Annotated in this window: 20 protein-coding genes; 11 read left to right on the top strand and 9 right to left on the bottom strand. The window is 58.0% G+C overall.

Annotated elements, in window-relative coordinates; all coding sequences use genetic code 11:
- The first annotated feature begins 9 nt into the window (after window positions 1-9).
- The 3 genes from BUQ90_RS14860 to BUQ90_RS14850 all read left to right on the top strand — a co-directional run bounded on the left by BUQ90_RS14860 (window position 10) and on the right by BUQ90_RS14850 (window position 3,283).
- On the top strand, window positions 10-990 hold the full coding sequence (locus BUQ90_RS14860; RefSeq protein WP_074205907.1) for a bile acid:sodium symporter family protein: 981 nt from the start codon (window positions 10-12) through the stop codon (window positions 988-990).
- A complete protein-coding gene (locus BUQ90_RS14855) occupies window positions 983-1,621 on the top strand; it encodes a DUF938 domain-containing protein (protein ID WP_074205906.1) in 639 nt (212 codons plus the stop codon). Before BUQ90_RS14860 ends, BUQ90_RS14855 begins: the two co-directional genes overlap by 8 nt.
- 81 nt (window positions 1,622-1,702) lie before the next feature.
- A complete protein-coding gene (locus BUQ90_RS14850; protein WP_074205905.1) occupies window positions 1,703-3,283 on the top strand; it encodes a long-chain-fatty-acid--CoA ligase in 1,581 nt (526 codons plus the stop codon).
- A gap of 65 nt (window positions 3,284-3,348) precedes the next feature.
- Here the strand turns inward: BUQ90_RS14850 and BUQ90_RS14845 are convergent, their stop codons facing one another.
- Window positions 3,349-3,750, bottom strand: a complete 402-nt coding sequence (locus tag BUQ90_RS14845) for a GFA family protein (RefSeq protein ID WP_074205904.1) — start codon at window positions 3,748-3,750, stop codon at window positions 3,349-3,351.
- Between the two features lie 125 nt (window positions 3,751-3,875).
- On the opposite strand from BUQ90_RS14845, the gene BUQ90_RS14840 reads away from it, so the two are divergent.
- Complete coding sequence (locus BUQ90_RS14840) at window positions 3,876-4,355, top strand: winged helix-turn-helix transcriptional regulator (RefSeq protein ID WP_074206467.1); 480 nt, start codon at window positions 3,876-3,878, stop codon at window positions 4,353-4,355.
- 19 nt (window positions 4,356-4,374) lie between these two features.
- On the opposite strand, the gene BUQ90_RS14835 is transcribed toward BUQ90_RS14840, so the two are convergent.
- From BUQ90_RS14835 to BUQ90_RS14825, 3 genes are read right to left on the bottom strand one after another with little or no spacing between them, the layout of a single operon-like run.
- Window positions 4,375-5,100 (bottom strand): SDR family NAD(P)-dependent oxidoreductase, encoded by a 726-nt coding sequence (locus BUQ90_RS14835; RefSeq protein WP_074205903.1) that lies wholly within the window; start codon window positions 5,098-5,100, stop codon window positions 4,375-4,377.
- Window positions 5,093-5,503, bottom strand: coding sequence for a tautomerase family protein (locus BUQ90_RS14830; protein WP_074205902.1), 411 nt, complete (start codon window positions 5,501-5,503; stop codon window positions 5,093-5,095). Before BUQ90_RS14830 ends, BUQ90_RS14835 begins: the two co-directional genes overlap by 8 nt.
- A 26-nt stretch (window positions 5,504-5,529) precedes the next feature.
- A complete protein-coding gene (locus tag BUQ90_RS14825) occupies window positions 5,530-5,844 on the bottom strand; it encodes a hypothetical protein (protein ID WP_074205901.1) in 315 nt (104 codons plus the stop codon).
- Between the two features lie 125 nt (window positions 5,845-5,969).
- Between BUQ90_RS14825 and BUQ90_RS14820 the strand changes: the two genes are divergently transcribed.
- Window positions 5,970-6,641 (top strand): glutathione S-transferase family protein, encoded by a 672-nt coding sequence (locus BUQ90_RS14820; protein WP_074205900.1) that lies wholly within the window; start codon window positions 5,970-5,972, stop codon window positions 6,639-6,641.
- 63 nt (window positions 6,642-6,704) lie between these two features.
- Here the strand turns inward: BUQ90_RS14820 and BUQ90_RS14815 are convergent, their stop codons facing one another.
- Entirely contained in the window at window positions 6,705-8,942 is a 2,238-nt protein-coding gene (locus tag BUQ90_RS14815) for a TonB-dependent receptor (protein WP_074205899.1), read from the bottom strand.
- Between the two features lie 126 nt (window positions 8,943-9,068).
- Here BUQ90_RS14815 and BUQ90_RS14810 point away from each other — a divergent pair, with 126 nt between their 5' ends.
- A complete protein-coding gene (locus BUQ90_RS14810; protein ID WP_074205898.1) occupies window positions 9,069-9,617 on the top strand; it encodes a hypothetical protein in 549 nt (182 codons plus the stop codon).
- Window positions 9,614-11,161, top strand: a complete 1,548-nt coding sequence (locus tag BUQ90_RS14805) for a PepSY-associated TM helix domain-containing protein (protein WP_074205897.1) — start codon at window positions 9,614-9,616, stop codon at window positions 11,159-11,161. Before BUQ90_RS14810 ends, BUQ90_RS14805 begins: the two co-directional genes overlap by 4 nt.
- Before the next feature lie 8 nt (window positions 11,162-11,169).
- Here the strand turns inward: BUQ90_RS14805 and BUQ90_RS14800 are convergent, their stop codons facing one another.
- Window positions 11,170-11,754, bottom strand: a complete 585-nt coding sequence (locus BUQ90_RS14800) for a TetR/AcrR family transcriptional regulator (RefSeq protein WP_074205896.1) — start codon at window positions 11,752-11,754, stop codon at window positions 11,170-11,172.
- A gap of 114 nt (window positions 11,755-11,868) precedes the next feature.
- On the opposite strand from BUQ90_RS14800, the gene BUQ90_RS14795 reads away from it, so the two are divergent.
- On the top strand, window positions 11,869-12,186 hold the full coding sequence (locus tag BUQ90_RS14795) for a YciI family protein (RefSeq protein WP_074205895.1): 318 nt from the start codon (window positions 11,869-11,871) through the stop codon (window positions 12,184-12,186).
- A 38-nt stretch (window positions 12,187-12,224) separates the two neighbouring features.
- Here BUQ90_RS14795 and BUQ90_RS14790 read toward each other — a convergent pair whose 3' ends face one another.
- From BUQ90_RS14790 to BUQ90_RS14780, 3 genes are all read right to left on the bottom strand, one after another.
- On the bottom strand, window positions 12,225-13,781 hold the full coding sequence (locus BUQ90_RS14790) for a long-chain-fatty-acid--CoA ligase (protein WP_074205894.1): 1,557 nt from the start codon (window positions 13,779-13,781) through the stop codon (window positions 12,225-12,227).
- A gap of 36 nt (window positions 13,782-13,817) precedes the next feature.
- Window positions 13,818-15,557, bottom strand: coding sequence for an amidohydrolase (locus BUQ90_RS14785; protein WP_084192724.1), 1,740 nt, complete (start codon window positions 15,555-15,557; stop codon window positions 13,818-13,820).
- A gap of 84 nt (window positions 15,558-15,641) precedes the next feature.
- Window positions 15,642-16,565, bottom strand: a complete 924-nt coding sequence (locus BUQ90_RS14780) for a DMT family transporter (protein WP_074205893.1) — start codon at window positions 16,563-16,565, stop codon at window positions 15,642-15,644.
- Window positions 16,566-16,655: 90 nt separating this feature from the next.
- Here BUQ90_RS14780 and BUQ90_RS14775 point away from each other — a divergent pair, with 90 nt between their 5' ends.
- From BUQ90_RS14775 to BUQ90_RS14765, 3 genes are all read left to right on the top strand, one after another.
- The gene (locus BUQ90_RS14775; RefSeq protein WP_074205892.1) at window positions 16,656-18,158 is read left to right on the top strand and encodes a CoA-acylating methylmalonate-semialdehyde dehydrogenase; all 1,503 of its coding nucleotides are present in this window, start codon (window positions 16,656-16,658) and stop codon (window positions 18,156-18,158) included.
- A 160-nt stretch (window positions 18,159-18,318) separates the two neighbouring features.
- Window positions 18,319-19,317, top strand: a complete 999-nt coding sequence (locus tag BUQ90_RS14770) for a polysaccharide deacetylase family protein (RefSeq protein WP_239447445.1) — start codon at window positions 18,319-18,321, stop codon at window positions 19,315-19,317.
- A 45-nt stretch (window positions 19,318-19,362) separates the two neighbouring features.
- Complete coding sequence (locus BUQ90_RS14765; RefSeq protein WP_074205891.1) at window positions 19,363-20,505, top strand: acyl-CoA dehydrogenase family protein; 1,143 nt, start codon at window positions 19,363-19,365, stop codon at window positions 20,503-20,505.
- Window positions 20,506-20,509: the final 4 nt, after the last annotated feature.

Below are 20,509 nucleotides of genomic sequence, written 5' to 3'. Positions count from 1 at the left end.
ACGGACTGAATGATCCAGCGGCTGACCAGCCTTTTCGCGCTGTGGACGGTTTTGGGCACGGCGTGGGCGTGGCTGGTGCCCGAACATTTTCTCTGGGTCGTCGACGGGCGCTTTCAGCCCTTTGGCCAATCCCTGGTCAGTGTTCTGCTCGGGGTGATCATGCTGGGTATGGGCATCACTCTTTCGCTGGCGGATTTTCGGCGGATTGCGCAAATTCCGAAATGCGTGGGAGCTGGCGTGATATTGCAGTTCACGCTGATGCCGCTCGCCGGAATCCTGATTGCATCGGGCATGTCTCTGGAAGCGGGGCTGGCGGTCGGCCTGATCCTGGTGTCCTGTTGTCCCGGCGGAACCGCTTCCAATGTGGTCGCCTATCTCGCACGGGCCAATCTGGCGCTCTCGGTCACCATGACCATGGCCTCGACCCTGATCGCCGTCGTCGCCACGCCGCTGCTGACTGGCTGGCTGGCCGGCAAATTTGTCGAGATTGACCGCTGGAGCCTGTTCGTCAACATGGTCTCCATTGTCCTGATTCCGGTCGTTGCGGGAGTGGCGCTCAATCGCTATTTTCCGCGCATGACCGGACAGATCAGCAAGATTTCACCGCTCGCGTCCGTGATCGTCGTTGTGCTCATCGTCGGCGGTATCATTGCAGCATCCAAACCGCTGATTGAACAGCATTTCGGGGTTCTGCTGCTGGCGGTCCTGCTGCTCCATGCCTTCGGCTTTGCGCTTGGCTATCTGATCACCAGATGGCTGGGTTTCGGGACCGGTGAGCAACGCACGATCAGTATCGAGGTCGGCATGCAGAATAGCGGTCTGGGGTCCAGTCTCGCTTCGACTCCCAGTTTCGCTGCCCAGTTTGCCACACCGATGCAGGCGGCACTCGCACCCGTACCCAGCGCGATTTCGGCTGTCTATCATGTCGTGATCGGCAGTTTTCTTGCCGCGGTGTGGCGCAGACAACCGCTGGAGATGACGGATGAGTGAATCCGGTTCGAGACTGTTCCCGGAAAACGGGCCGAATGCCCAGCGCCATGCGCCAGCCACCTTGCGCAATCGGGATGCGATTGTGGAAGCTTTGCGGGATATCCTCCCCGAAAGCGGCACCATACTCGAAGTCGCAAGCGGGACGGGAGAGCATGCTGTCTATTTCGGGCGGACTTTCCCGCATCTCACCATTCAGCCCAGTGACCCGGATCCGGAAAATCACCAGTCGATCCGCGCGTGGACCGAGCGCGAAGCGCTGTCCAACATATTGCCGCCACTGGCACTGGACGCGCTTCATCCGGAATGGGATGTGGCGCAGCCTGCGGCGATCCTGTGCATCAACATGGTCCATATCGCGCCGTGGGAAGCGTCTATCGGCCTGTTTGAAAAGGCGTCCCGGTTGTTGCAGGCGGGTACGCCATTTTATCTCTACGGCCCCTATTTCCAGGCGGATGTACCGCCAGCAGAAGGCAATCTGGCCTTTGAACGCAGTTTGAAAAGCCGCAATCTGCAGTGGGGCATTCGCGATGTGGCGGATATGGATGCGCTGGCCGAAAAGACCGGCTTCCGGCGCGAGAAGCTAGTCAACATGCCGGCAAACAACATCTCGCTGATCTACCGTCGGCAATAGCGCGCCTGTCTCCCGGCATCTCCCTTGCCATGGTTCGGCCGTCCGCCTAACAATGCGGAAAACAAGGAAAATGGAGCGGGCATGACAGGTACCGAAAAACGCGTTTGCATGGGGTCGTCGATCGCCTACTGGGCGGAGCGGAATCCGGACAATATCGCGCTGGATGATCCGTCGGGGATATTGACCTATGCCGAGCTTGACCGGATCGTAACAGATTATGCCCGGGCGATGGCTGGCGCGGGACTGAAAAAGGGCGACCGGGTTTGCTGGCTGGGCAAGAATAGCGGTCTCTATTTCACCCTGTTTGCGGCCGCCAGCCGCGCCGGGCTGGTTATCGCACCGATTGGCTGGCGTCTGGCAGCGCCGGAAGTGGCCTATGTGTTGAAAGACACGCAGGCACCGCTGCTCATCTGCGAACCGGAATTTGCCGAAACCGCCCGAAATGCGGCGGCTGAGGCGGGAACCGTGCAAACAATACTCGCGGCCGGAGAGGCGGACGGTCTGCAGGCGCTGGACGAATGGCTGGTCAAGAACACCCCCGGCGACCTGCCGGAAACCGACACTTCCGAGGGTGTCCTGCAACTCTACACCTCGGGGACGACAGGCAATCCCAAGGGCGCCGTGCTGACCAACGACAACCTGTTCCGGCTGCGGCCGCTGGTCGAGAACAAGCCGGAACATGCCTGGATCGATATCGGTCCCGATGACAGCACGCTTGCCGTCATGCCTTGCGCGCATATTGCCGGGTCCGGGATCGGGCCGATTGCCTTCTATAACGGTGCGACGATGATGGTGATCCCGGAATTCACGCCGGACGGCGTGCTTGACTGCATCGACAAGGGGCTGAAACAGTTCTTCCTGGTGCCGACGGCGCTACAGATGCTGGTCAGCGTTCCTCGGGCCAGGGAAACCGATTTCAGCAGCCTGCGTTCGGTTACCTATGGCGCGGCTCCCATTCCGCTGGAATTGCTGCGCCAGTGTATCCAGACAATGCCACAGGCGCTGTTCTGCCAGCAATATGGCATGACCGAAACGACGGGCACGGTCTGCATCCTGCCACCGGAAGATCATGACCCGAACGGCAATGAACGGATGCGCGGAATCGGCATTCCGCTGCCCAGTGTCGAAATGAAGATTGTCAACGAGAACCGCGAGGAAGTGCCCCCCGGGACGATCGGGGAAATCGCGACACGTTCCGGCCTCAACATGCTGCATTATTTCAATAATCCGGAAAAGACGGCGGAGACGGTGGACGCGGATGGCTGGCTCTATACCGGCGATGCCGCGATCATGGATGAAGACGGGTATTTCTACATCAAGGACCGCGTCAAGGACATGATCATCTCGGGCGGCGAGAATGTATATCCCGCCGAAGTCGAGAACGCGATTTTCGGCCACCCGCAGGTTAATGAAGTTGCCGTCATCGGTATCCCGCACGAGAAGTGGGGCGAGGCGGTCAAGGCTGTGGTGTCGCCCAAGCCAGGCGTTGACGACGTGGATACGGACAGCGTTATCAGCTGGGCGAGAGAACGGATTGCCGGTTTCAAGGTGCCCAAGTCCGTAGATGTGATTCCGGAGTTGCCGCGTAATGCCAGCGGCAAGATCCTGCGCCGGGAGTTGCGTGCGCCCTATTGGGAAGGGCAGGATCGCGGGGTCAACTGAACAGACATTCTGTCCGAAGCTATCGAACCGCTTCTGGCCGACATTTTTCGTGGATGATGGAGCCTCTAGGCCTGAAACCCTTTTGAGTGCTGCTTGCCGTCGTCACCAATCTGGTCCCAATCCGCGCTTGAATCCACCCAGATGTGATGAGCGACCTTGAGATTTCCGGTCTCGCCTAGAACCAGGCCCGCAGGGACAAACATGGCCTGATCATCATTATTGCCGGGCAGGGCAGAGCCGCAATCACGACAGAACCAGCTTTGCCAGTCCGCTCCGGGTTTTTGCCAGCTGGCAATCCTGTCCTGTCCCGAAACCCAGCGAAACCGGTCATTGGGCACGATGGTGACCGCTATGCCGTTTGTTCCGGACCATTTCCGGCAGATTGAGCAGTGGCATATGTAGATGTCCGTCAGATCCATCGCGATTTCAAAAGATACCGCTCCGCAATTGCATTGGCCGTTCAACATGATGGCTGTCCCTCCCGGATCGTTCTGTTCCTATCGTTCGGATGACCGGACGACAATTGCAAGTGGTTGCAAAATCGCCCTATGCATGCTTTACAGTCCTATATCGCAACCAGATAGAGCAGGCCATGAAAACCAAGTCATTCTCGGACATGCAATGCTCGATCGCGCGGACGCTGGAACATGTCGGTTCCTGGTGGTCACTGTTGATCATCCGGGACGTGATGATGGGTGCGCGGCGCTTCAAGCATTTTGAAAAGTCGTTGGGGATCGCCAAGAACACCTTGACCGTGCGGTTGGCGCAATTGGTAGAAGCGGGCATTCTGGAAAAGGTGCCCGCGTCGGACGGGTCTGCCTTTGACGAATATGTCCTGACCGAGCGCGGGCGGGAGCTGGCGCCGGTGATGATCGCCCTGTCGCAATGGGGCGACAAATGGGTGCCGCACGAGAAGGGACCATCGACAGAGATTATTGACGGGCAGACCGGGGAGCGCCTGCCGCGGGTCTGGCCGCGCCGGGAAAATGGTGAAATGATGCCGCTCAACGAAGTCCGCATGCGACAGGCGGATGATGTGCCGCCGAAAAACTGGGCCAGGGACCAGGCCTGAACTACAAAAGGCTGGCGGCTTACCAGTTTTCCTTGAAAGGGCGGAGGTCCAGTTCATGGGTCCAGGCCGAGCGATGCTGTATGTGGACATGCCAGAACGCCTCGGCAATGGCTTCGGGCCTGAGGCACCCATCCTCCCCCAGTTGCTCCAGAAATTCGCCGAACCGGCTCCGCACCATGTCGCCGTCGATCACGCCATCGATGACGAAATGGGCGACATGGACGCCGTGCGGACCAAATTCGCGGGCGAGTGACTGGGCAAGCATGCGCAGTCCGGCTTTCATTGACGCGAAATGCGCGAAATTGGGCTTGCCGCGCATCGAGCCCGAAGCGCCGGTGAAGAACAGGCTGCCCTTGCCCTGATCCCTGAGTACCGGGATTGCCCGTTTGGCAGTCAGGAAAGCGCCGAAACAGCCGACCCGCCAGAAGTCTTCCAGGGTTTTCGCATCAAGCTGTTCGAAGGGAATGATGGCATTGTTGCCGGCGTTGTAGAGCACGGCTCCGATCGGTCCCCGTTCCGCAGCCAGAGCGAACAGGGCATCCTGATCTTCCTCGGACGTGACATCGACACGAACACCCTCGGCCGACCCGCCGTCAGCCGAGATTTCCTCGGCAATTTTCTGCACCTTTTCTTCGGTGCGCCCGGCGATGATCGCATGCAGGCCCTGGCTGGCGAATTGCCGCGCCAGTGCGCCGCCCACACCATTGGATGCTCCGGCCCCGACTATGATTGCAGACTCAGGCATTTTCTGCCGCCTTTCTGGCTTCATGCGCTGCAAACCAATCATCCTCTTCACCGGGTTCGGGCATGATATCACCGCCCTCCATCACCCAGCTGGCGGGCGTATCCCGGATCACGACCTGAATGTCATCTTGCGGCAGTCCAGAATGCTCGTGAATCGCCTGACGCATCTCATCGATGATTTGCGCCTTTTGTTCAGCGCTCCGTCCGGCCCGAATGCTGCCAAGCAGAAAGGCCGCCTTGCCGTCGAGCGGCATGTGCGGCGCGTCTTCCACAAAAAAAGCGTGGACAAAGGCGGGTGGGGCATCGGTGACATCACAGTGGATGCGGGTGATGTCTGTTGCGATCTTCTGCTTGGCGGCATCGGTGATCGCGCCCTGGACGGCATTGGTCATGTAAAGAGGCATGGGTTTCTCCTGCTGATATGTTGCGTTCAGGCGGGGTCGTTGATCACGCCGACGATTTCGTCGAGCGAACAGCCGGTCTCTGCCGACCAGAGGTCACACAGATCCCTGAGCATCGGGATGCGTTCAGACTGTTCCAGCGGCTTGTCAGCGGTCAGCGAGACAATGGACGAAGTGGACGGCTGTGTGGCGGTATAGCCGCTGCCGGGTGCAATCTCGACCCAGCCGATCTCCGCAGGGGACCCGAAACTGGCCTGGGAGAAAGCATCGAGACGTGACCGCAAGCCAGCCTGCGTTTCTCCGGATATCTGTCCGGCCTGCACGATACAATTGCATGTCGTCATGATCATTTTCCTCCTTCGCGCCAGGAAATCCCTCCTAGCATGGTTGCAATATAAGACCAAGTACGATAACTGGTCCTATATTGCAACTACTTTGCAGATGCGATTTCAGCAGCGGAGGAAAATTTATGAACGTCACCATTCACGGAACCATAATGTCCCCCTGGGTGCGCCGGCTTCTGGCGTTTTGCGAGGAAAAGGGGGTTTCCTATGACATCGTCAATGTGGTGCCGCTGGGTGATCCCGATCCGGAATTTCTGAAGATCAGTCCGCTGGGCAAGGTCCCGGTGCTCGAGATTGATGGACGTTTTCTGCCCGACTCACTGGCCGGCTGTGCATTTCTGGAAAGCGAGATTGCCGATCCGCCGCTATTCCCGAAAGACAGCTGGGATCTCGGGTGGATGCACTGGCTGTGCGACTATCTTGCGACCGGCCTGTTTTCGAAAGTGGAAGCCCCGTTGTTCATCCACCGTTTCGTCAATCCGGTGCTGCTTCAAAAGGAATCGGATCAGGCGGCGATTGATCAGGCACTCGCATTACTGCCGCGGCATTTCCACTATCTGGAAAGCCAGCTGGATGGAGACAAGTCCTTTCTGATGGGTGATGCCATGACGCTGGCTGACGTGACGGCCGGCAGCATTTTCATCAACATGCGGCATGCCGGTGAAGAGGTAGATGCCGGACAATGGCCCACTCTCGCAGCCTATGTCGATCGCATCCATTCCCGTCCCTCATTCTCCCGGATCATTGCCAGAGAGAGGGAAGCGGTGGGCGAAGTGTCGCCCATGTTTGCGGACTAGCTGACTCCGGTTCAGGAAAAGCGCTCCCACGCCGCTTGATTGGAATGGAACATCCATTGGCCGTTAAAAGTCGAGATCAAGTCGCACGGCAAATGTCCGTTCTGCACCAAGTCTGGAAAACTCGTCGCCCGGCGAGCCGACACTGAGCGACGTGAAATATTGCTCGTCAAACAGATTGCGGACATAAGCGCTCGCGCGAACGCCTTCCAGAATTTCGTAACCGATACGGGCATTCACAAGTACTCTATCGCCAAAATAATTCACTCCGAGATTTTCGTTCCCCTGAAAAACTTTTGACTGGAAATTGGCGTCTATGCCACCGAACAAGCCGAATTCGCTATTATAGGCGACGCCGGCATTGGCCGACCAGCGCGGTGCGAAGGGAAAACGGTTGCCCGCAAAATTGGCCTGATTGGCTTCGCTTTCCGGTAAAGCCGAGTCGAAGTTGCCGTTGGGAAAATCGTCAAATTCGGTGAATGCGTAACCCAGGCCGCCGTAGATTTCGAATTCGGGCGTGATTTCAAAGCTGATGTCTGTTTCAAACCCGTATAATGTCGACTGCCCCGCGTTCTGGGTGAGACCAAACGTCGGAAATGCCGGCACCGGAATACTCACCTGCTGGTCGGACCAGTCGGAATAATAGACATTGGCATTCCACTTCAGGCGACCGTCGAGCCAGGTGCTTCTCATGGCGATTTCGTAGTTCCACAGATATTCCGGTTCAAATTCGTTGATACTGCCGTCGACGACAAAAATCTGTGCGCCGCCAGCGCGATAGGCACGCTGTGCAACAAAGGACAGGTTGAAGTCTTCATTGGGAGACCAGCGAATCCCGCCTTTGGGCAACCAGGCTTCGAAGCTGGCCCCAACCTCCTGACTGGTGGTGCCCGCCTGACTGACGAGCAACTGTTCGACAAACGGGGGCAAGGCAGGGAGAGGCGGATTGGCAATTGCCGTGGTTGCCACTGCCAGCGTGTTGGTTTCTTCATTGTCATAACGCAGCCCGAACAGCAGATCGATCGTATCCGTCAGGGCAAACTCACCGTCCGTGAAAAAGGCATAATTGCGGGTATCAGCGGTATTGACCGCGGCGCGACTGATAAGGATGCTCGACGGGAAAATGGGTCCCAATATGCCGGCAGAGATGATGAAGTCATCATCGAAGACATTCTGGTTGTCGAAATAGTAGAATCCGAGGAGTGCCTTGATCCGGTCCGACTGATATTTCAAACGCAGTTCCTGGGAAAAGGTTTCGTCTGCTCCCTGCCGATCCAGAAAACCAAGCGAAGCGGGGCTGTTGTCAAAATCCTCCCGCCGCACATAGTCCGTGTCCTGATAGGTGCTGATCGATTGCAGATCGAGGCCGTCTGCCAGGCCGAGCTGGAGATTGATGGATTGAATGAACGTGTCCGTCCCTTCCAGTCCGGCAAAATCATAGCTGACCTCACGCGCCACACTGCCGGCGTCGAAACTGCCGTCGGCCTGTTGCCCGCTGAGAGGATTGACACTGTCTTCACCGGCAAAATTTTCGGTGTAGGAGCTCGTCGTGATGATCTTGAAATTGTCCGCGGGTTCCATCAGCAGCTTCAGCCGGATGGTTTTGAGCTCCGTGGCATCGGCCTGCTCGTCCAGGAACGTGTTGAAGATGAACCCGTCGCTTTCGCGGTAGTTTGCCGACACGCGGAAGGCCAGGCTGTCTTCCACGATCGGCCCGCCAAAGGCACCGGCAATCTGGCGCTGACCATTGTCACCAATTTCACCGCGCGCCCGGATATCCCATTCATAGGTCGGGTCCTGGGTGCGCACATATATGGCCCCGGCAAGTGCGTTGCGCCCGAAATTGGTTGACTGAGGGCCACGATAGATTTCGACCTGCCCCAGGTCCCAGCTGTCCAGCGGACCGAAGAACGTCGTTTGATTATCGAGAGGAGAATCGTCAACATAGATGGTCAGGGTTGCGCCACCACCCGCAATGCCACGCTGATCAATCCCGCGGATGGCAAAGCCCAGACCGCCAAAGGATGACGTCACATTGGGAATGCGATCCACGATATCATACAGGTCGGTAATCGGTTCGCGCGTGATGTCCTCGGCGGTAGTAACACTGACACTGGAAGTGACTTCCTGCAGGGATTGTTCAAACTTTTGACCGGTCACGATGATGATGTTGTCGTCACGATTCTCGGTATCCCCGCCCGACTGCTCCGTTTGGGCGGAAGTTGCATCGGCAGCTTGGGCAGAAGATGTGGCAGCTATTGCCAGCGTAATGACCGAAGCCGAACAGGCGATGATGTTTTTCATTGATGATCCCTCGTTTATTGATGCGAATGAGTCGCAACAATCGCGCTTGCTGATAATAATAATGATTCTCATTTACAAGAAGAGTCTGTGGAGTTATTCCAAAACTTCCATTTGAGGGGATGAGTCGTGTGGATTATTGGCGGTGTCGCCGTTCAGTCATTGAGCATCTTCAGTTTGCGCCAGGCCAGCAGCGATACCGGGGCAGCGAGGATCTGGCTCGTCGCAGGGCTGGTGCTGTTTGCGTTATCGATCTGGCTGATTGCCAATGGTCTTGGTTTTGAACTCGGCTTGACCTGGGGGCTGACCACCATCTCGGTCGTCGCCTATGCCCTGATCCTTGCACCCTTTTTCCGGACCAGTGCGATCGGACATGATCGCGTACCCCAACGCCAGAAAAAAATGCCGACGCCGCCATCGGGATCCAAGGCGCGACTGGCATTGCGGCTGTTTTCTGCCGGACCACTTTATCTGATCACGGCGCTGGCACTCAGCCTGATTGTCGCGACCAAACCCTGGGCGATCGAAATCACCCGGCTGTTCACCGGCGGACTGCTAACGCCGCTCTTCTGGTCTGTCGGCGCTCTGCATGCCACGGTCGATCCTGACCTGAAGCGGGTTGTCTGGATGCCGGTATTGCTGACTGCCGCTGCCGCCACCGGATATGTGCTGCTATGACATCCGAAACGAACATCGAAAGCACGGAACCGGAAGGCAGCAACAGCGGCTTTGTTCGCCGGATGATCGATTCGCATTCGGTGCTGGGTCTTGCCTTTGCCGCGCTGATCTACATCGTCAGTCTCTCCGGCGCGCTTACCTTGTTCGTGCCGGAAATTTCCCTTTGGGAAAACCGGAATACCGTCACATCCTATGAAACCACGCCTGCGGCGATTGCCACTGCGATGGAAAATGCGGAAGCCGAATTGCAGCCGGGCAACGAAATCCTCAATATCATCGCCTATGCGCCGGATGAGTTTAAGCCCTATCTCACCGTGCGACTGAATGAGCGAAAAGATCAAAAGTCCGATCTGATCAGCACCGACTGGGTAGCGGATCCCGAGACCGGAGCACTGGTTTCCGAAGCCCAATCGCCCTACGCCCATGTCATTGAAGATTTGCACACAATGCTGCATTTGCCGCGTCCCTGGGGACGCTATCTGGTGGGCTTGCTCGGTGTGGTAATGTTCACGCTGATCCTGTCGGGCATTTTTGCGCATCCGACGATTTTCAGGGATGCTTTCAAGTTGCGCCTGAAGCGTAATGCCCGGATCGCATGGACCGATGTCCATAACCGGCTCAGCGTCTGGGGACTGCCTTTCCATCTGGTCATCACTTTCACCGGCGCATTTCTGGGCGTGGCCGGGATCACCGTCGCCGCGCTCGCGATGCTGGTGTACGAAGGGGATCAGGAAGCCGCGATTCAGGTGATCCAGGGGCCGCAGGCGATTGAAGGTGCGCCGCCAATGCGTTCCTCCCCTGACTACCGTTCGATGCTGGAAAACTCGCAGGGCGAAGGCCGGACCTTTTCCCTGTTAATTGCCAATAATCCCAAAGACAGCGGCAACACGACAACCGTGGCCTACTATGAGGAGGGCATCCTGTCGATGCGGACATCGGATATTTACCGGAACAGCGGCGCGTTTCTGGAGAAATTCGGTGGCAGCGGAAGTCCGGCCGGCGCACGCGCATTCGGCATGGTGCAACCTCTGCATTACGGCACCTTTGGCGGCTATCCGATCAAGATTCTCTATTTCGTGCTGTCGCTGGCACTGACGTACATTACCAGCACCGGCATGATGATCTGGTTCAAACGCAAGAAGCAGCAAGGACAGCCAAAGCCCAAAAGCGAAGCGGCCTGGCGCGGGATGACAACCGGGCTTTCTCTCGGCCTGGCAGGAACCGCGTTGCTGGTCGCTGCCAATATCGCAGTGCCACTGGAACCGGTTTTCTTCGGGCTGTGGGGCCTGTCCATCGCGGCAATCTTTTTCACAAAAACTCCGGGCAAAGCAGTCCGCTTGCAATATTTGCTGATCGCTGTGATGCTGGCACTGGCCGCATTGCTCCACTTCCCGATCGCATTGTCCTCGGGCGCTGCCGCGCAAGGGATATTGATTGCAATCAATATGTCCTTGCTGGCCGGTGCGCTGGCTTTTGCCTGGATTGGGCTCCGGGGAAAAAAACCGGAGGCAAGTTCACAGGTCGAAATGGCGCCCGCCGAATAATCGCAGACTCAATCCAGCTGACTCAGCGCATAATCCTGCGCGGCGGTGCGCACTTCTTCTGCCAGTCCGGAATCCGGAAGCGATCGGGCGATGACCATACCGCCCACGCACAGCGCTGCGAGCGATAGCGCCTGTTGCCGCCGGTCCGTCAGGTCAGTTGCGAGTCCATTCTCAAACAGGCCAACCATGGCCTCCAGCAATTGCCGGTAGGATTCCTGAACTTGCGGATTGGCACGGGCAATATCCGAGGGCAGGGCGATCATCGGGCACTGGCCTTCAATATCGCCGAGATGTTCCGGCGACAGGTAACCCGAGATCATCTGGCGCATCATAACATGTCCGGGACTCTCGGGATCGACGCCGGCATCCCGGCGCCATTCTGCGCCCCGGCCATGGAGGAAGCTGGAGACGGCCGCCTGGTACAGTTCCTCCTTGTTGCGGAAATGGTTGTAGAATCCGCCGCGGGTCAGCCCGGCATTTTCCATCACCATGTCGATGGTGACGTCCTGAAACCCGTGCCGGTTAAACAGCATGCGGGCGCACTCGACAATTTTCGCACGAGTCTGGCGCTTGTGTTCGGCGCTGTAGGGCATGATGCTTCTCCTTCGGGCGCAATGTGGCAGAATTCAAAAAATGTTCTTTAACATATTTAGATTGCCGCAATAAGGAAATCCTCAGACACCCGCAAACACTGGAAGGACAAGGGAATGACCAAATATCTGCTCGCCTATCATGGCGGAAAAACCCAGATGAGCCCGGAAGAGGGACAGCAGCACATGCAGAAATGGATGGCGTGGATGGACGGGCTCGGTGATGCCGTGGTCGATCGCGGCATTCCGGTCAGCAACACCGTCACCGTGAGCAGCGATGATGTAACCGAGGGCGGGGGTGCCAATCCCTTGTCCGGGATCACCATCATCGAGGCGGACAGCCAGGAAGCGGCGATTGAAATGACCCGCAAATCACCGCATCTCGATATTGGCGGTACGATCGAACTGGCGCAGGCAATGGACATGCCGATGTAGGCTGTGTGGAAACAAGCCCCAGCCTTTGTTGCCTCACCCTAGCTGACGCTGCGTTCCTGTCCCTTCCAGTAAGGCGCACGCAATTCGCGCTTGAGAACCTTGCCGGCGCCCGACAGGGGAAAGGGCTCGGTACGAAAATCGATGGAGCGCGGGCATTTATAGCCGGCAATCTGGTCCTTGCAGTGGGCGATGATCGACTGTTCGTCGGGCGTGCTCCCTTCTTTCGGGATGACAATGGCGTGGACGGATTCGCCCCATTGCTCGCTGGGGATCCCGACCACGGCCACACCCGCAACATCGGGATGGGTGGAGATGGCGCTTTCGACTTCGGCGGAAAAGACGTTTTCGCCACCCGATACGATCATGTCCTTCATCCGGTCGACAATATAGACGAAACCCTCCTCGTCCTGATAGGCGCCGTCGCCGGTATGAACCCAGCCATCGATCAAGGTGTCGGCGGTCTGTTCGGGCTGTTGCCAGTAGCCGAGCATGTTGCCGGGGCTGCGCGCGGCGATTTCGCCCACCGTTCCTCTCGGCACTTCCTTGCCGTCCTCGTCGACAATCTTGATCTCGCAACCCCAGGCCGGACGTCCGGCCGATTTGATCTGTTTTGACCGGGGGCCTTCGAGGACATGGTCTTTCGGGTCGAGGATCGTCACCAGCGGGGCCATTTCGGTCTGGCCATAGGCTTGCGAAAAATCGACATGTGGCAGCAAACTCATCGCTTGCCGCAACAGGCCTTCCGGCATGGGAGATGCGCCGTAGAGATAGTTGGTGACGGATGCAAATTTTGCGACATCAAACTCGGGGTGCTGGAGCACCATGCCCAGCATGGTCGGGACGAGCAGCGCGTGGGTCACCTTGTTTTCCGCGATCGCATTCATCGTCGAAACCGGTTCGAATGAGGGCACATAGACATGAGTGCCGCCCGCCATCATCGCACCGCCACCAGCGGCGAGGTCAGCCATGTGGAACATTGGCGCGGTATGCAAATAGATCGAATCGCTTTTGAAATTCGCCTGCCCGCCGAGCGCGATATTATTGTACCAGAGCGCCTTTTGCGAAACCATCACCCCCTTGGGAAAACCGGTGGTTCCGCCGGTATAGAACAGGCCGGCCAGATCATCTTCGCTCCGCATGGCATCTTCACAGGGATCGTGCGCAGCGATCAGATCCTCAAAAGACAGCATGCCCTCCGGCGCGTTTTCTTCCAGATGCACAATGGTCCGGACGGTTTTTGCTTCATCTCCTATTTCCTGGATCATCGGCGCAAAATGACTGTCGACAAGCAGGATTTCCGCCTGGGAGTCGTTCAGCGAATAGGCGTTCTCCGTTGCTGACCAGCGGGTGTTCATGGGAACCACCGCTCCGCCAGCCCACCAGGTCGCGAACATATATTCGGTATAGCGATCGGAATTGAGCGCGAGTATGGCGACCCGATCGCCGGCCTTCATGTCCAGTTTCCGCAAGGCACCGGCCAGCCGGGATACCCGTTCCCGAACTTCCGCCCAGCTCTTCCGCCGGTCACCGTCGATTGTTGCGCAATGATTGGGCCGGGTATCGGCTGCGCTGTGAAGCATTTGAGTCAGGTGCATGGCGGGTCCTTTCCTGTAGTGGTGTCTGTTTCGGTTCTATTGCGCGGGGAACCAGCGGCCTTCGAATATCACGCCCTGGACCCGGATATTGCGTAACCCGGCCGCGCCGGCATCATGGGGATTGCGGTCGAGCACTGTGAAATCGGCTTTCTTGCCCGTCGCGATGGATCCGACCTGATCATCCATCCCGATCACCTGCGCCGCCTCAATGGTGATCGCGCGCAGGGCCTTGTCGAGCGACAGGCGTTCTTTCGGGGCTTTGACATTGCCGTCGAGCGAGATCCGGTTGCTGGCCACCCAGGCGAGATAGAGCGGGTTGATCGGCGCCATGTTGAAGTCGCTGTGCAGGCCGAGTGGCACATTTTTGCGTTCGAGCGAACCCAGCCGGCTCATCTGTGCCGCGCGATCCGGACCCAGTCCGGTTTTTGCGTAAGCATCCCCCAATATCCGGATATAGTTGGGCTGGGCAGAAACGAAGAGCCCGAGCTGTCCAATCCGTCGGTTCTGGGCCTCGGTCGAATAGCCGAGATGTTCCATGACGATATCCTGCCCGTTGCGCGGCGTCAGTTGTTCCGTGATTCCCAAGACCACATCCAGACCCTTGTCGCCATTGACATGCGTGTGGAGGTTCCAGCCGGCATCCCAGAAACGTTCGGTCTGTTTCAGCAATTCGTCCGGTTCGGTGAGCCATTTGCCTTCATGGCCATCGCTGTATCCCGGCGGGTTCATCTGCATATATTGTGCAAAAAAGGCCCCGTCGGCGAACAGCTTGACGCGATTGGAGAAAAAGAATTTCGCGCTGTCATATTTCGCTTTCATGTCTTTCAGCCAGACATTTGGATCACCTGTCACCAGCGGTGCGACCGGGATGGCGAGGATACGAGAGGGCGTCGTGGGCTGATCATACAGGCTCTTGAACAGCCGCGATTCCGCTTCCGGACCGCCGAACCCGCCAAATGCCAGATCGGCGCTGGTGGTCACACCATTTTCCAGCATCATCTGCCGCATTTCGGCCAGGCCCTGTTGTGTTTTTTCCGCAGAAAACAGATAGGGTTGCAGCTTCTCGACCCCATTGAACAGAGCGGTTTCGTGAATGACCCCGCTGGCAAAATCGGCGTGAGTCGGATCGATCCCCGGCTTGTTGAACTCGGCGACAAATTCGGCTTCCGTGCCAATGCCCAGCAGGTCCAGGGCCGGGGTGTTGACGATGATTTCGTGAAAACTGCGCTGCCAGATCACGACCGGCCGATCGGGCGCTATCCGGTCCAATTCCGCCTTGTCCATGTCACCATGGAACAGTTTGTGGTGGCCCCAGGTGATAAACAGCTTGTCATCGCTTTCGGCGAGCACTTCTCGCAGGCGCTTTTCATAGGCTTCCTTGCCGCGAATGGCCGGATAGCTTTTGCCCGGCAATTCCCAGCTTTCCGGGCTGATGAAAGGAATGGGCAGCATCATGATTGTCTGCATCGGGTGGATATGCGGTTCGACAAATCCGGGCATCAGAACATGATCAACAAACTCCCGGTTGACCGTGACGGCCCGACCTCGAGTCCAGGCGTCCAGTTCATCCAGTTCCTGTGCGAGACCGAGGATCAGACCATCGGCGGTGGCAACGAAGCGGGCTTCCGGATAACCCGGTTCCATGGTGATGATTTTCGCGGCCTCGTAAATCGTCACTTCGGCATAAGGGAGGGGTCCCTTGGTCTCTTCCGCCAGTGCCGGTGCACCGCCCATTGCCAGAACGACCATAACCCAAAGCCTGCTGATGAAACGCATGCAATCCTCCCTTTTTTTGAGGATGCTATGCGTTTTGTCGCGGCTTGCCAAGGAGCAAGCTTGGCGATTTCTCTGACGCTCCCGCTATCGGGTGGCCTTGGCCGCGCGAACATGCTCGCGCCAGGCGATGAACAGGCCGGAGCCGATAATCACCGGTGCACCGAGCCAGATCGACAGTCCCGGCCATTGGCCGAACACCATGATCCCGATGATCGTTGCCCAGAGCAGTGCGCTATAGTCCATCGGCATGATCGTCGATACTGGTGCAAATCGCAGCGACTGGGTGATCGTCAGCTGGCCCAGAGCCCCAAATATGCCGACCCCCAGCAGATAGATCCAGGTCTTTGCATCATGCCCGCCGCCATAGATCCAAGCGCAGACGGCGAGGCCTGGTAATGTGTAGACGGAAAACCAGAATATCGTGACGATGCTGGTCTCGGTCCGGCCGAGCATGCGGATGACGAGCGTCACCGAAGCTGTGACCAAGGCGCCGGCGAGAGCCACTGCAGCGCCGAAAGCGGGGATCAGGCTGCCGCCCGGCTGGATCACGATCAGCACCCCGACAAAGCCGATAAGGATGGCTGACCAGCGCCGAATACCCACTTTCTCGCGCAGAATCAGGGCTGCGAACAGAGTGGCAAAGATCGGTACGGTGAAGCTGATCGTCGTGGCGTCCGCCAGCGGTAAAAGAGTCATTGCCCAGAAATTCAGACCCATCGCAAAAATGCCGAGAAAGGATCGCAGCAGATGCAACCTGTGCTTGTCGGACCTGACCGCAGGCCAGCCCGCCTCGCTTCGCCAGATCAGAAAGCAGATCAGCGGCATCGCTGTCAGCTGCCGGTAAAACAGGCTTTCCGTGACATGGACACCCTGCTCGCCCGCCAGTTTGACGAAGGCAAACATGATCGCCAGCGACAGCATTGCAGCAAGCCGGGTGATGATTCCGGCAAGCGGCCGGTCCTGTCCCTGCACCGGCGGCGCCGCGACCGCGGCTTCGGTACTGCTCATGCCGGATTGCCAATAAAGATAGGGTCACGGGAGTTGTGCATTGCCGCGGTAAATAGCATATAGCCCGCAAAAGCAATCAGGAGTCTCACAATGCGCACCGTAACTCATGTCCTGGCAGAAGGCGCTTCGGCCGGCGGCGGACGTCAAAGCGATATTTTCGATCCCAATAATGGCGGAATTCAGGGCAAGGTCGATCTCGGTGATGCCGATGTCCTGCAAACGGCTGTGGATGCCGCACTGGCCGCACAACCCGCATGGGCGGCGACCAATCCGCAGAAGCGCGCGCGCGTCATGTTCCGGTTCAAGGAACTGGTCGAAGCCCATATGGACGAGCTGGCGGAACTGCTCAGCCGCGAGCATGGCAAGGTGATTGCCGACTCCAAGGGCGACGTGCAGCGCGGCCTGGAGGTGATCGAATTCTGCTGCGGCATTCCGCATGTGCTGAAGGGTGAATATACCCAGGGCGCGGGTCCCGGTATCGACGTCTATTCCATGCGTCAGCCGATTGGCATTGGTGCAGGGATCACCCCGTTCAATTTCCCGGCAATGATCCCGATGTGGATGTTCGGTCCGGCGATCGCGACGGGCAATGCCTTCATCCTGAAACCGTCGGAGCGCGATCCATCGGTTCCCGTCCGTCTTGTCGAGCTGATGCTGGAAGCGGGTCTGCCCGAAGGCATTTTGCAATGTCTGCACGGCGACAAGGAAATGGTCGATGCGATTCTCGACCATCCGGCAATTGGCGGAATCAGCTTCGTCGGCTCTTCCGATATCGCGCATTATGTCTATCAGCGCGGCGTTGCGGCGGGCAAACGTGTCCAGGCCATGGGCGGCGCGAAAAACCATGGTATTGTTCTGCCAGACGCGGACATGGACCAGGTGGTGAACGACCTGTCCGGCGCGGCTTTTGGTTCCGCAGGCGAACGCTGCATGGCCTTGCCGGTAGTTGTGCCGGTGGGAGAGGACACCGCCGATCGGTTGCGTGAAAAGATGATCCCGGCAATCGAAGCATTGCGGGTGGGTGTGTCTACCGATGAGGAAGCGCATTACGGTCCGGTTGTGAACCCGGCGCACAAGGAACGCGTCGAAGGCTGGATCCAGAAAGGTGTCGACGAAGGCGCCGAACTGGTCGTCGACGGCCGCGGTTTCTCGCTGCAGGGGCACGAAGACGGCTGTTTTATAGGGCCCAGCCTGTTCGACAAGGTCACCACCGACATGGAAAGCTACAAGGAAGAGATTTTCGGGCCGGTGCTTCAGATCGTCCGGGCGCAGAATTTCGAGGAAGCCCTGTCGCTGCCGAGCCAGCATCAATATGGCAATGGCGTCGCGATCTTTACCCGCAACGGCCATGCGGCGCGGGAATTTGCGAGCCGGGTCAATGTCGGCATGGTCGGGATCAATGTACCGATCCCCGTGCCGGTCGCCTATCACAGTTTCGGCGGCTGGAAGCGCTCGGCCTTTGGCGACACCAACCAGCATGGCATGGAAGGCGTGAAATTCTGGACCAAGGTCAAGACGATCACGCAGCGCTGGCCCGACGGCACCGCAGATGGTGGCAACAAGGATGCGTTTGTCATTCCGACCATGGGGTGATTGAAAGAACGCGTCCCTGTCTCGTCCAGTCTCGATTCAGGACAAGTCGCGAAAAACCGTGGTAAAACTGGCCATTGCTTGAAACAAGCTGTTGCTTGTCAGCAAGTGAGGGCAGATTGGACGGAATGTTCTGCGAAATTTCCACGAACCAGAGCGACCAGTGATCGGGCTGTCTCCCCGCAGCTTTGCCTTGCTGGCGCTGCTGGGCGCGCTGGTGTTTGTGCTGGCGACCTCGCTCCGGCTGGAAACGCCGTCTCGGGCCGAATCCGGTCCTGTTGCGGTACCCGAAACCACCACATCATCCGATAAACGTATCGCGTTCAGTTTCGACGATGTCCCGCGCGATCCGGGGGCGTTTTTGCGGGATGGTGAACGTCCGGGACTGCTGCTGGAAGCGTTGCGGCATGGCGGGATTGAGCAGGCTGCTTTTTTCGTCAATCCGGGGCGCATAACCGAGAGCGACGGCGATGCTGACACCGTGCTTAGGTATGCCGCAGCCGGTCATGTCCTGGCCAATCACACCGCCGATCACTCGAAACTGTCGGCTGTTTCGGCAGGCAGATTTCTGGCAGATATCGATGCGGCGCAGGTCTGGCTGGACGGCAAGCCCAATTTGCGACCCTGGTTTCGCTTTCCCTATCTCGACGAGGGCGGCACCAACAGGACCAAGCGCGATGCGGTGCGGGCGGGGCTGCAGAAACGGGGTCTGCTCAACGGTTATGTAACCGTCGACGCCTCGGACTGGTATATGGAAAATCTTGCACTGGCTGCGGCGAAACAGGGCAAGATCATGGACTGGAACGCCCTGCGCGATCTGTTTGTTGAATCCTATCTTGAATCCGCCAATTTCTCGGATGATCTGGCCCGGCGGACGCTTGGCCGGGCACCGGTGCAGATGATCTTGCTCCACGAGACCGATCTCGCCGCGATGTTCGTCGATGATCTGGCGATCGCGCTGAAAGAGGATGGATGGACCATTGTCACCGCCGACGAGGCTTATGCCGATCCGATGGTTTCGATGATCCCGGATGTCGAAATGGCCGACGGGACGCGGACACAGATGCTTGCGGCGGAACGTGGCGTGGGCAACCGCTGGTATATGCGCAATGATCAAAAAGTAGCAAAAAAGCTATTTGCGGAGCGGGTATTGCGGGAGTAAGCAGGCCGCTCGTTTCAACCTGTTTTCAAGAAGATTCTCCACGCCATGAATCAGTTCGCGCTCACCGACGACCAGATTGCCATCCAGGATATGGCGCAGAAATTCACGGCAGATGAAATCACGCCCCATGCCGCCAAATGGGACGCGGAATATATTTTTCCCCGCGACACCATCCAGAAGGCGGCGGAGCTCGGTTTTGGCGGCATTTATGTCAGCGAGGAATCGGGTGGAATCGGCCTCGGGCGTCTGGAAAGCGCGATCATCATGGAAGCCATGGCCTATGGCTGTCCTTCGACCAGCGCGTTCATCTCGATCCACAATATGGCCGCCTGGATGATCGATACTTTTGGTTCGCAGACGGTGAAGGATAAATATCTGCCCGACCTGGTGCCGATGGAAAAAATCTCCAGCTATTGCCTCACCGAGGCGGGGGCAGGATCCGATGCGGCTTCGCTGAAGACCAAGGCGGTTCTGGACGGCGATCATTATGTCGTGACGGGTTCCAAGCAGTTCATCTCGGGTGGCGGTGCCAATGAAGTGATGGTTACCATGACCCGCACCAGCGATGACGGCGCGCGCGGCGTGACATGTCTGGTGATAGACAGCGACATGGAAGGGGTGTCTTTCGGCGCCAACGAAAAGAAACTGGGCTGGCATTCGCAACCTACGGCGCAAGTCAATTTTGATGGCGTGCGTGTGCCGGTGGAAAACCGGGTGGGCGGCGAAGGCGAGGGCTTTCGCATTGCGATGGCCGGGCTCGACGGTGGCCGGCTCAATATCGGCGCCTGTTCACTGGGCGGCGCGCAACGGTGTCTCGATGAGGCGGTCAGTTATACGAAAGAACGCAAACAGTTCGGCAAGGCGATCGCCGATTTCCAGAATACCCAGTTCATGCTGGCGGACATGGCGACCGATCTGGAGTCGGCGCGGGCGCTGCTGTACATGGCGGCTGCCAAGGTGACCGAAGGCGCGCCCGACAAGACAAAGTTTGCGGCCATGGCCAAACGGCTGGCTACGGATAACGGATCAAAAATTGTCAACGATGCGCTGCAACTCTTTGGCGGCTATGGATATTTGCAGGATTATCCGATCGAGCGATTCTGGCGCGATCTGCGGGTGCATTCGATTCTGGAAGGCACCAACCAGGTCATGCGGATGATCGTGTCCCGCGAAATGCTGCGGCAGTAAAAGG

The organism is Parasphingorhabdus marina DSM 22363, assembly GCF_900128895.1.
Lineage (GTDB): Bacteria > Pseudomonadota > Alphaproteobacteria > Sphingomonadales > Sphingomonadaceae > Parasphingorhabdus > Parasphingorhabdus marina.
This window is presented reverse-complemented; position numbering and strand designations above follow the sequence as displayed.

Bases quoted from the DNA above. Each gene is read 5' to 3' on its own strand.
- BUQ90_RS14825 (WP_074205901.1), bottom strand. From the start codon at position 5,844: ATGACGACATGCAATTGTATCGTGCAGGCCGGACAGATATCCGGAGAA.
- BUQ90_RS14795 (WP_074205895.1), top strand. From the start codon at position 11,869: ATGACCAAATATCTGCTCGCCTATCATGGCGGAAAAACCCAGATGAGC.
- BUQ90_RS14845 (WP_074205904.1), bottom strand. From the start codon at position 3,750: ATGTTGAACGGCCAATGCAATTGCGGAGCGGTATCTTTTGAAATCGCG.
- BUQ90_RS14835 (WP_074205903.1), bottom strand. From the start codon at position 5,100: ATGCCTGAGTCTGCAATCATAGTCGGGGCCGGAGCATCCAATGGTGTG.
- BUQ90_RS14815 (WP_074205899.1), bottom strand. From the start codon at position 8,942: ATGAAAAACATCATCGCCTGTTCGGCTTCGGTCATTACGCTGGCAATA.
- BUQ90_RS14830 (WP_074205902.1), bottom strand. From the start codon at position 5,503: ATGCCTCTTTACATGACCAATGCCGTCCAGGGCGCGATCACCGATGCC.
- BUQ90_RS14785 (WP_084192724.1), bottom strand. From the start codon at position 15,557: ATGCGTTTCATCAGCAGGCTTTGGGTTATGGTCGTTCTGGCAATGGGC.
- BUQ90_RS14850 (WP_074205905.1), top strand. From the start codon at position 1,703: ATGACAGGTACCGAAAAACGCGTTTGCATGGGGTCGTCGATCGCCTAC.
- BUQ90_RS14855 (WP_074205906.1), top strand. From the start codon at position 983: ATGAGTGAATCCGGTTCGAGACTGTTCCCGGAAAACGGGCCGAATGCC.
- BUQ90_RS14820 (WP_074205900.1), top strand. From the start codon at position 5,970: ATGAACGTCACCATTCACGGAACCATAATGTCCCCCTGGGTGCGCCGG.
- BUQ90_RS14840 (WP_074206467.1), top strand. From the start codon at position 3,876: ATGAAAACCAAGTCATTCTCGGACATGCAATGCTCGATCGCGCGGACG.
- BUQ90_RS14765 (WP_074205891.1), top strand. From the start codon at position 19,363: ATGAATCAGTTCGCGCTCACCGACGACCAGATTGCCATCCAGGATATG.
- BUQ90_RS14800 (WP_074205896.1), bottom strand. From the start codon at position 11,754: ATGCCCTACAGCGCCGAACACAAGCGCCAGACTCGTGCGAAAATTGTC.
- BUQ90_RS14780 (WP_074205893.1), bottom strand. From the start codon at position 16,565: ATGAGCAGTACCGAAGCCGCGGTCGCGGCGCCGCCGGTGCAGGGACAG.
- BUQ90_RS14860 (WP_074205907.1), top strand. From the start codon at position 10: ATGATCCAGCGGCTGACCAGCCTTTTCGCGCTGTGGACGGTTTTGGGC.
- BUQ90_RS14805 (WP_074205897.1), top strand. From the start codon at position 9,614: ATGACATCCGAAACGAACATCGAAAGCACGGAACCGGAAGGCAGCAAC.
- BUQ90_RS14790 (WP_074205894.1), bottom strand. From the start codon at position 13,781: ATGCACCTGACTCAAATGCTTCACAGCGCAGCCGATACCCGGCCCAAT.
- BUQ90_RS14775 (WP_074205892.1), top strand. From the start codon at position 16,656: ATGCGCACCGTAACTCATGTCCTGGCAGAAGGCGCTTCGGCCGGCGGC.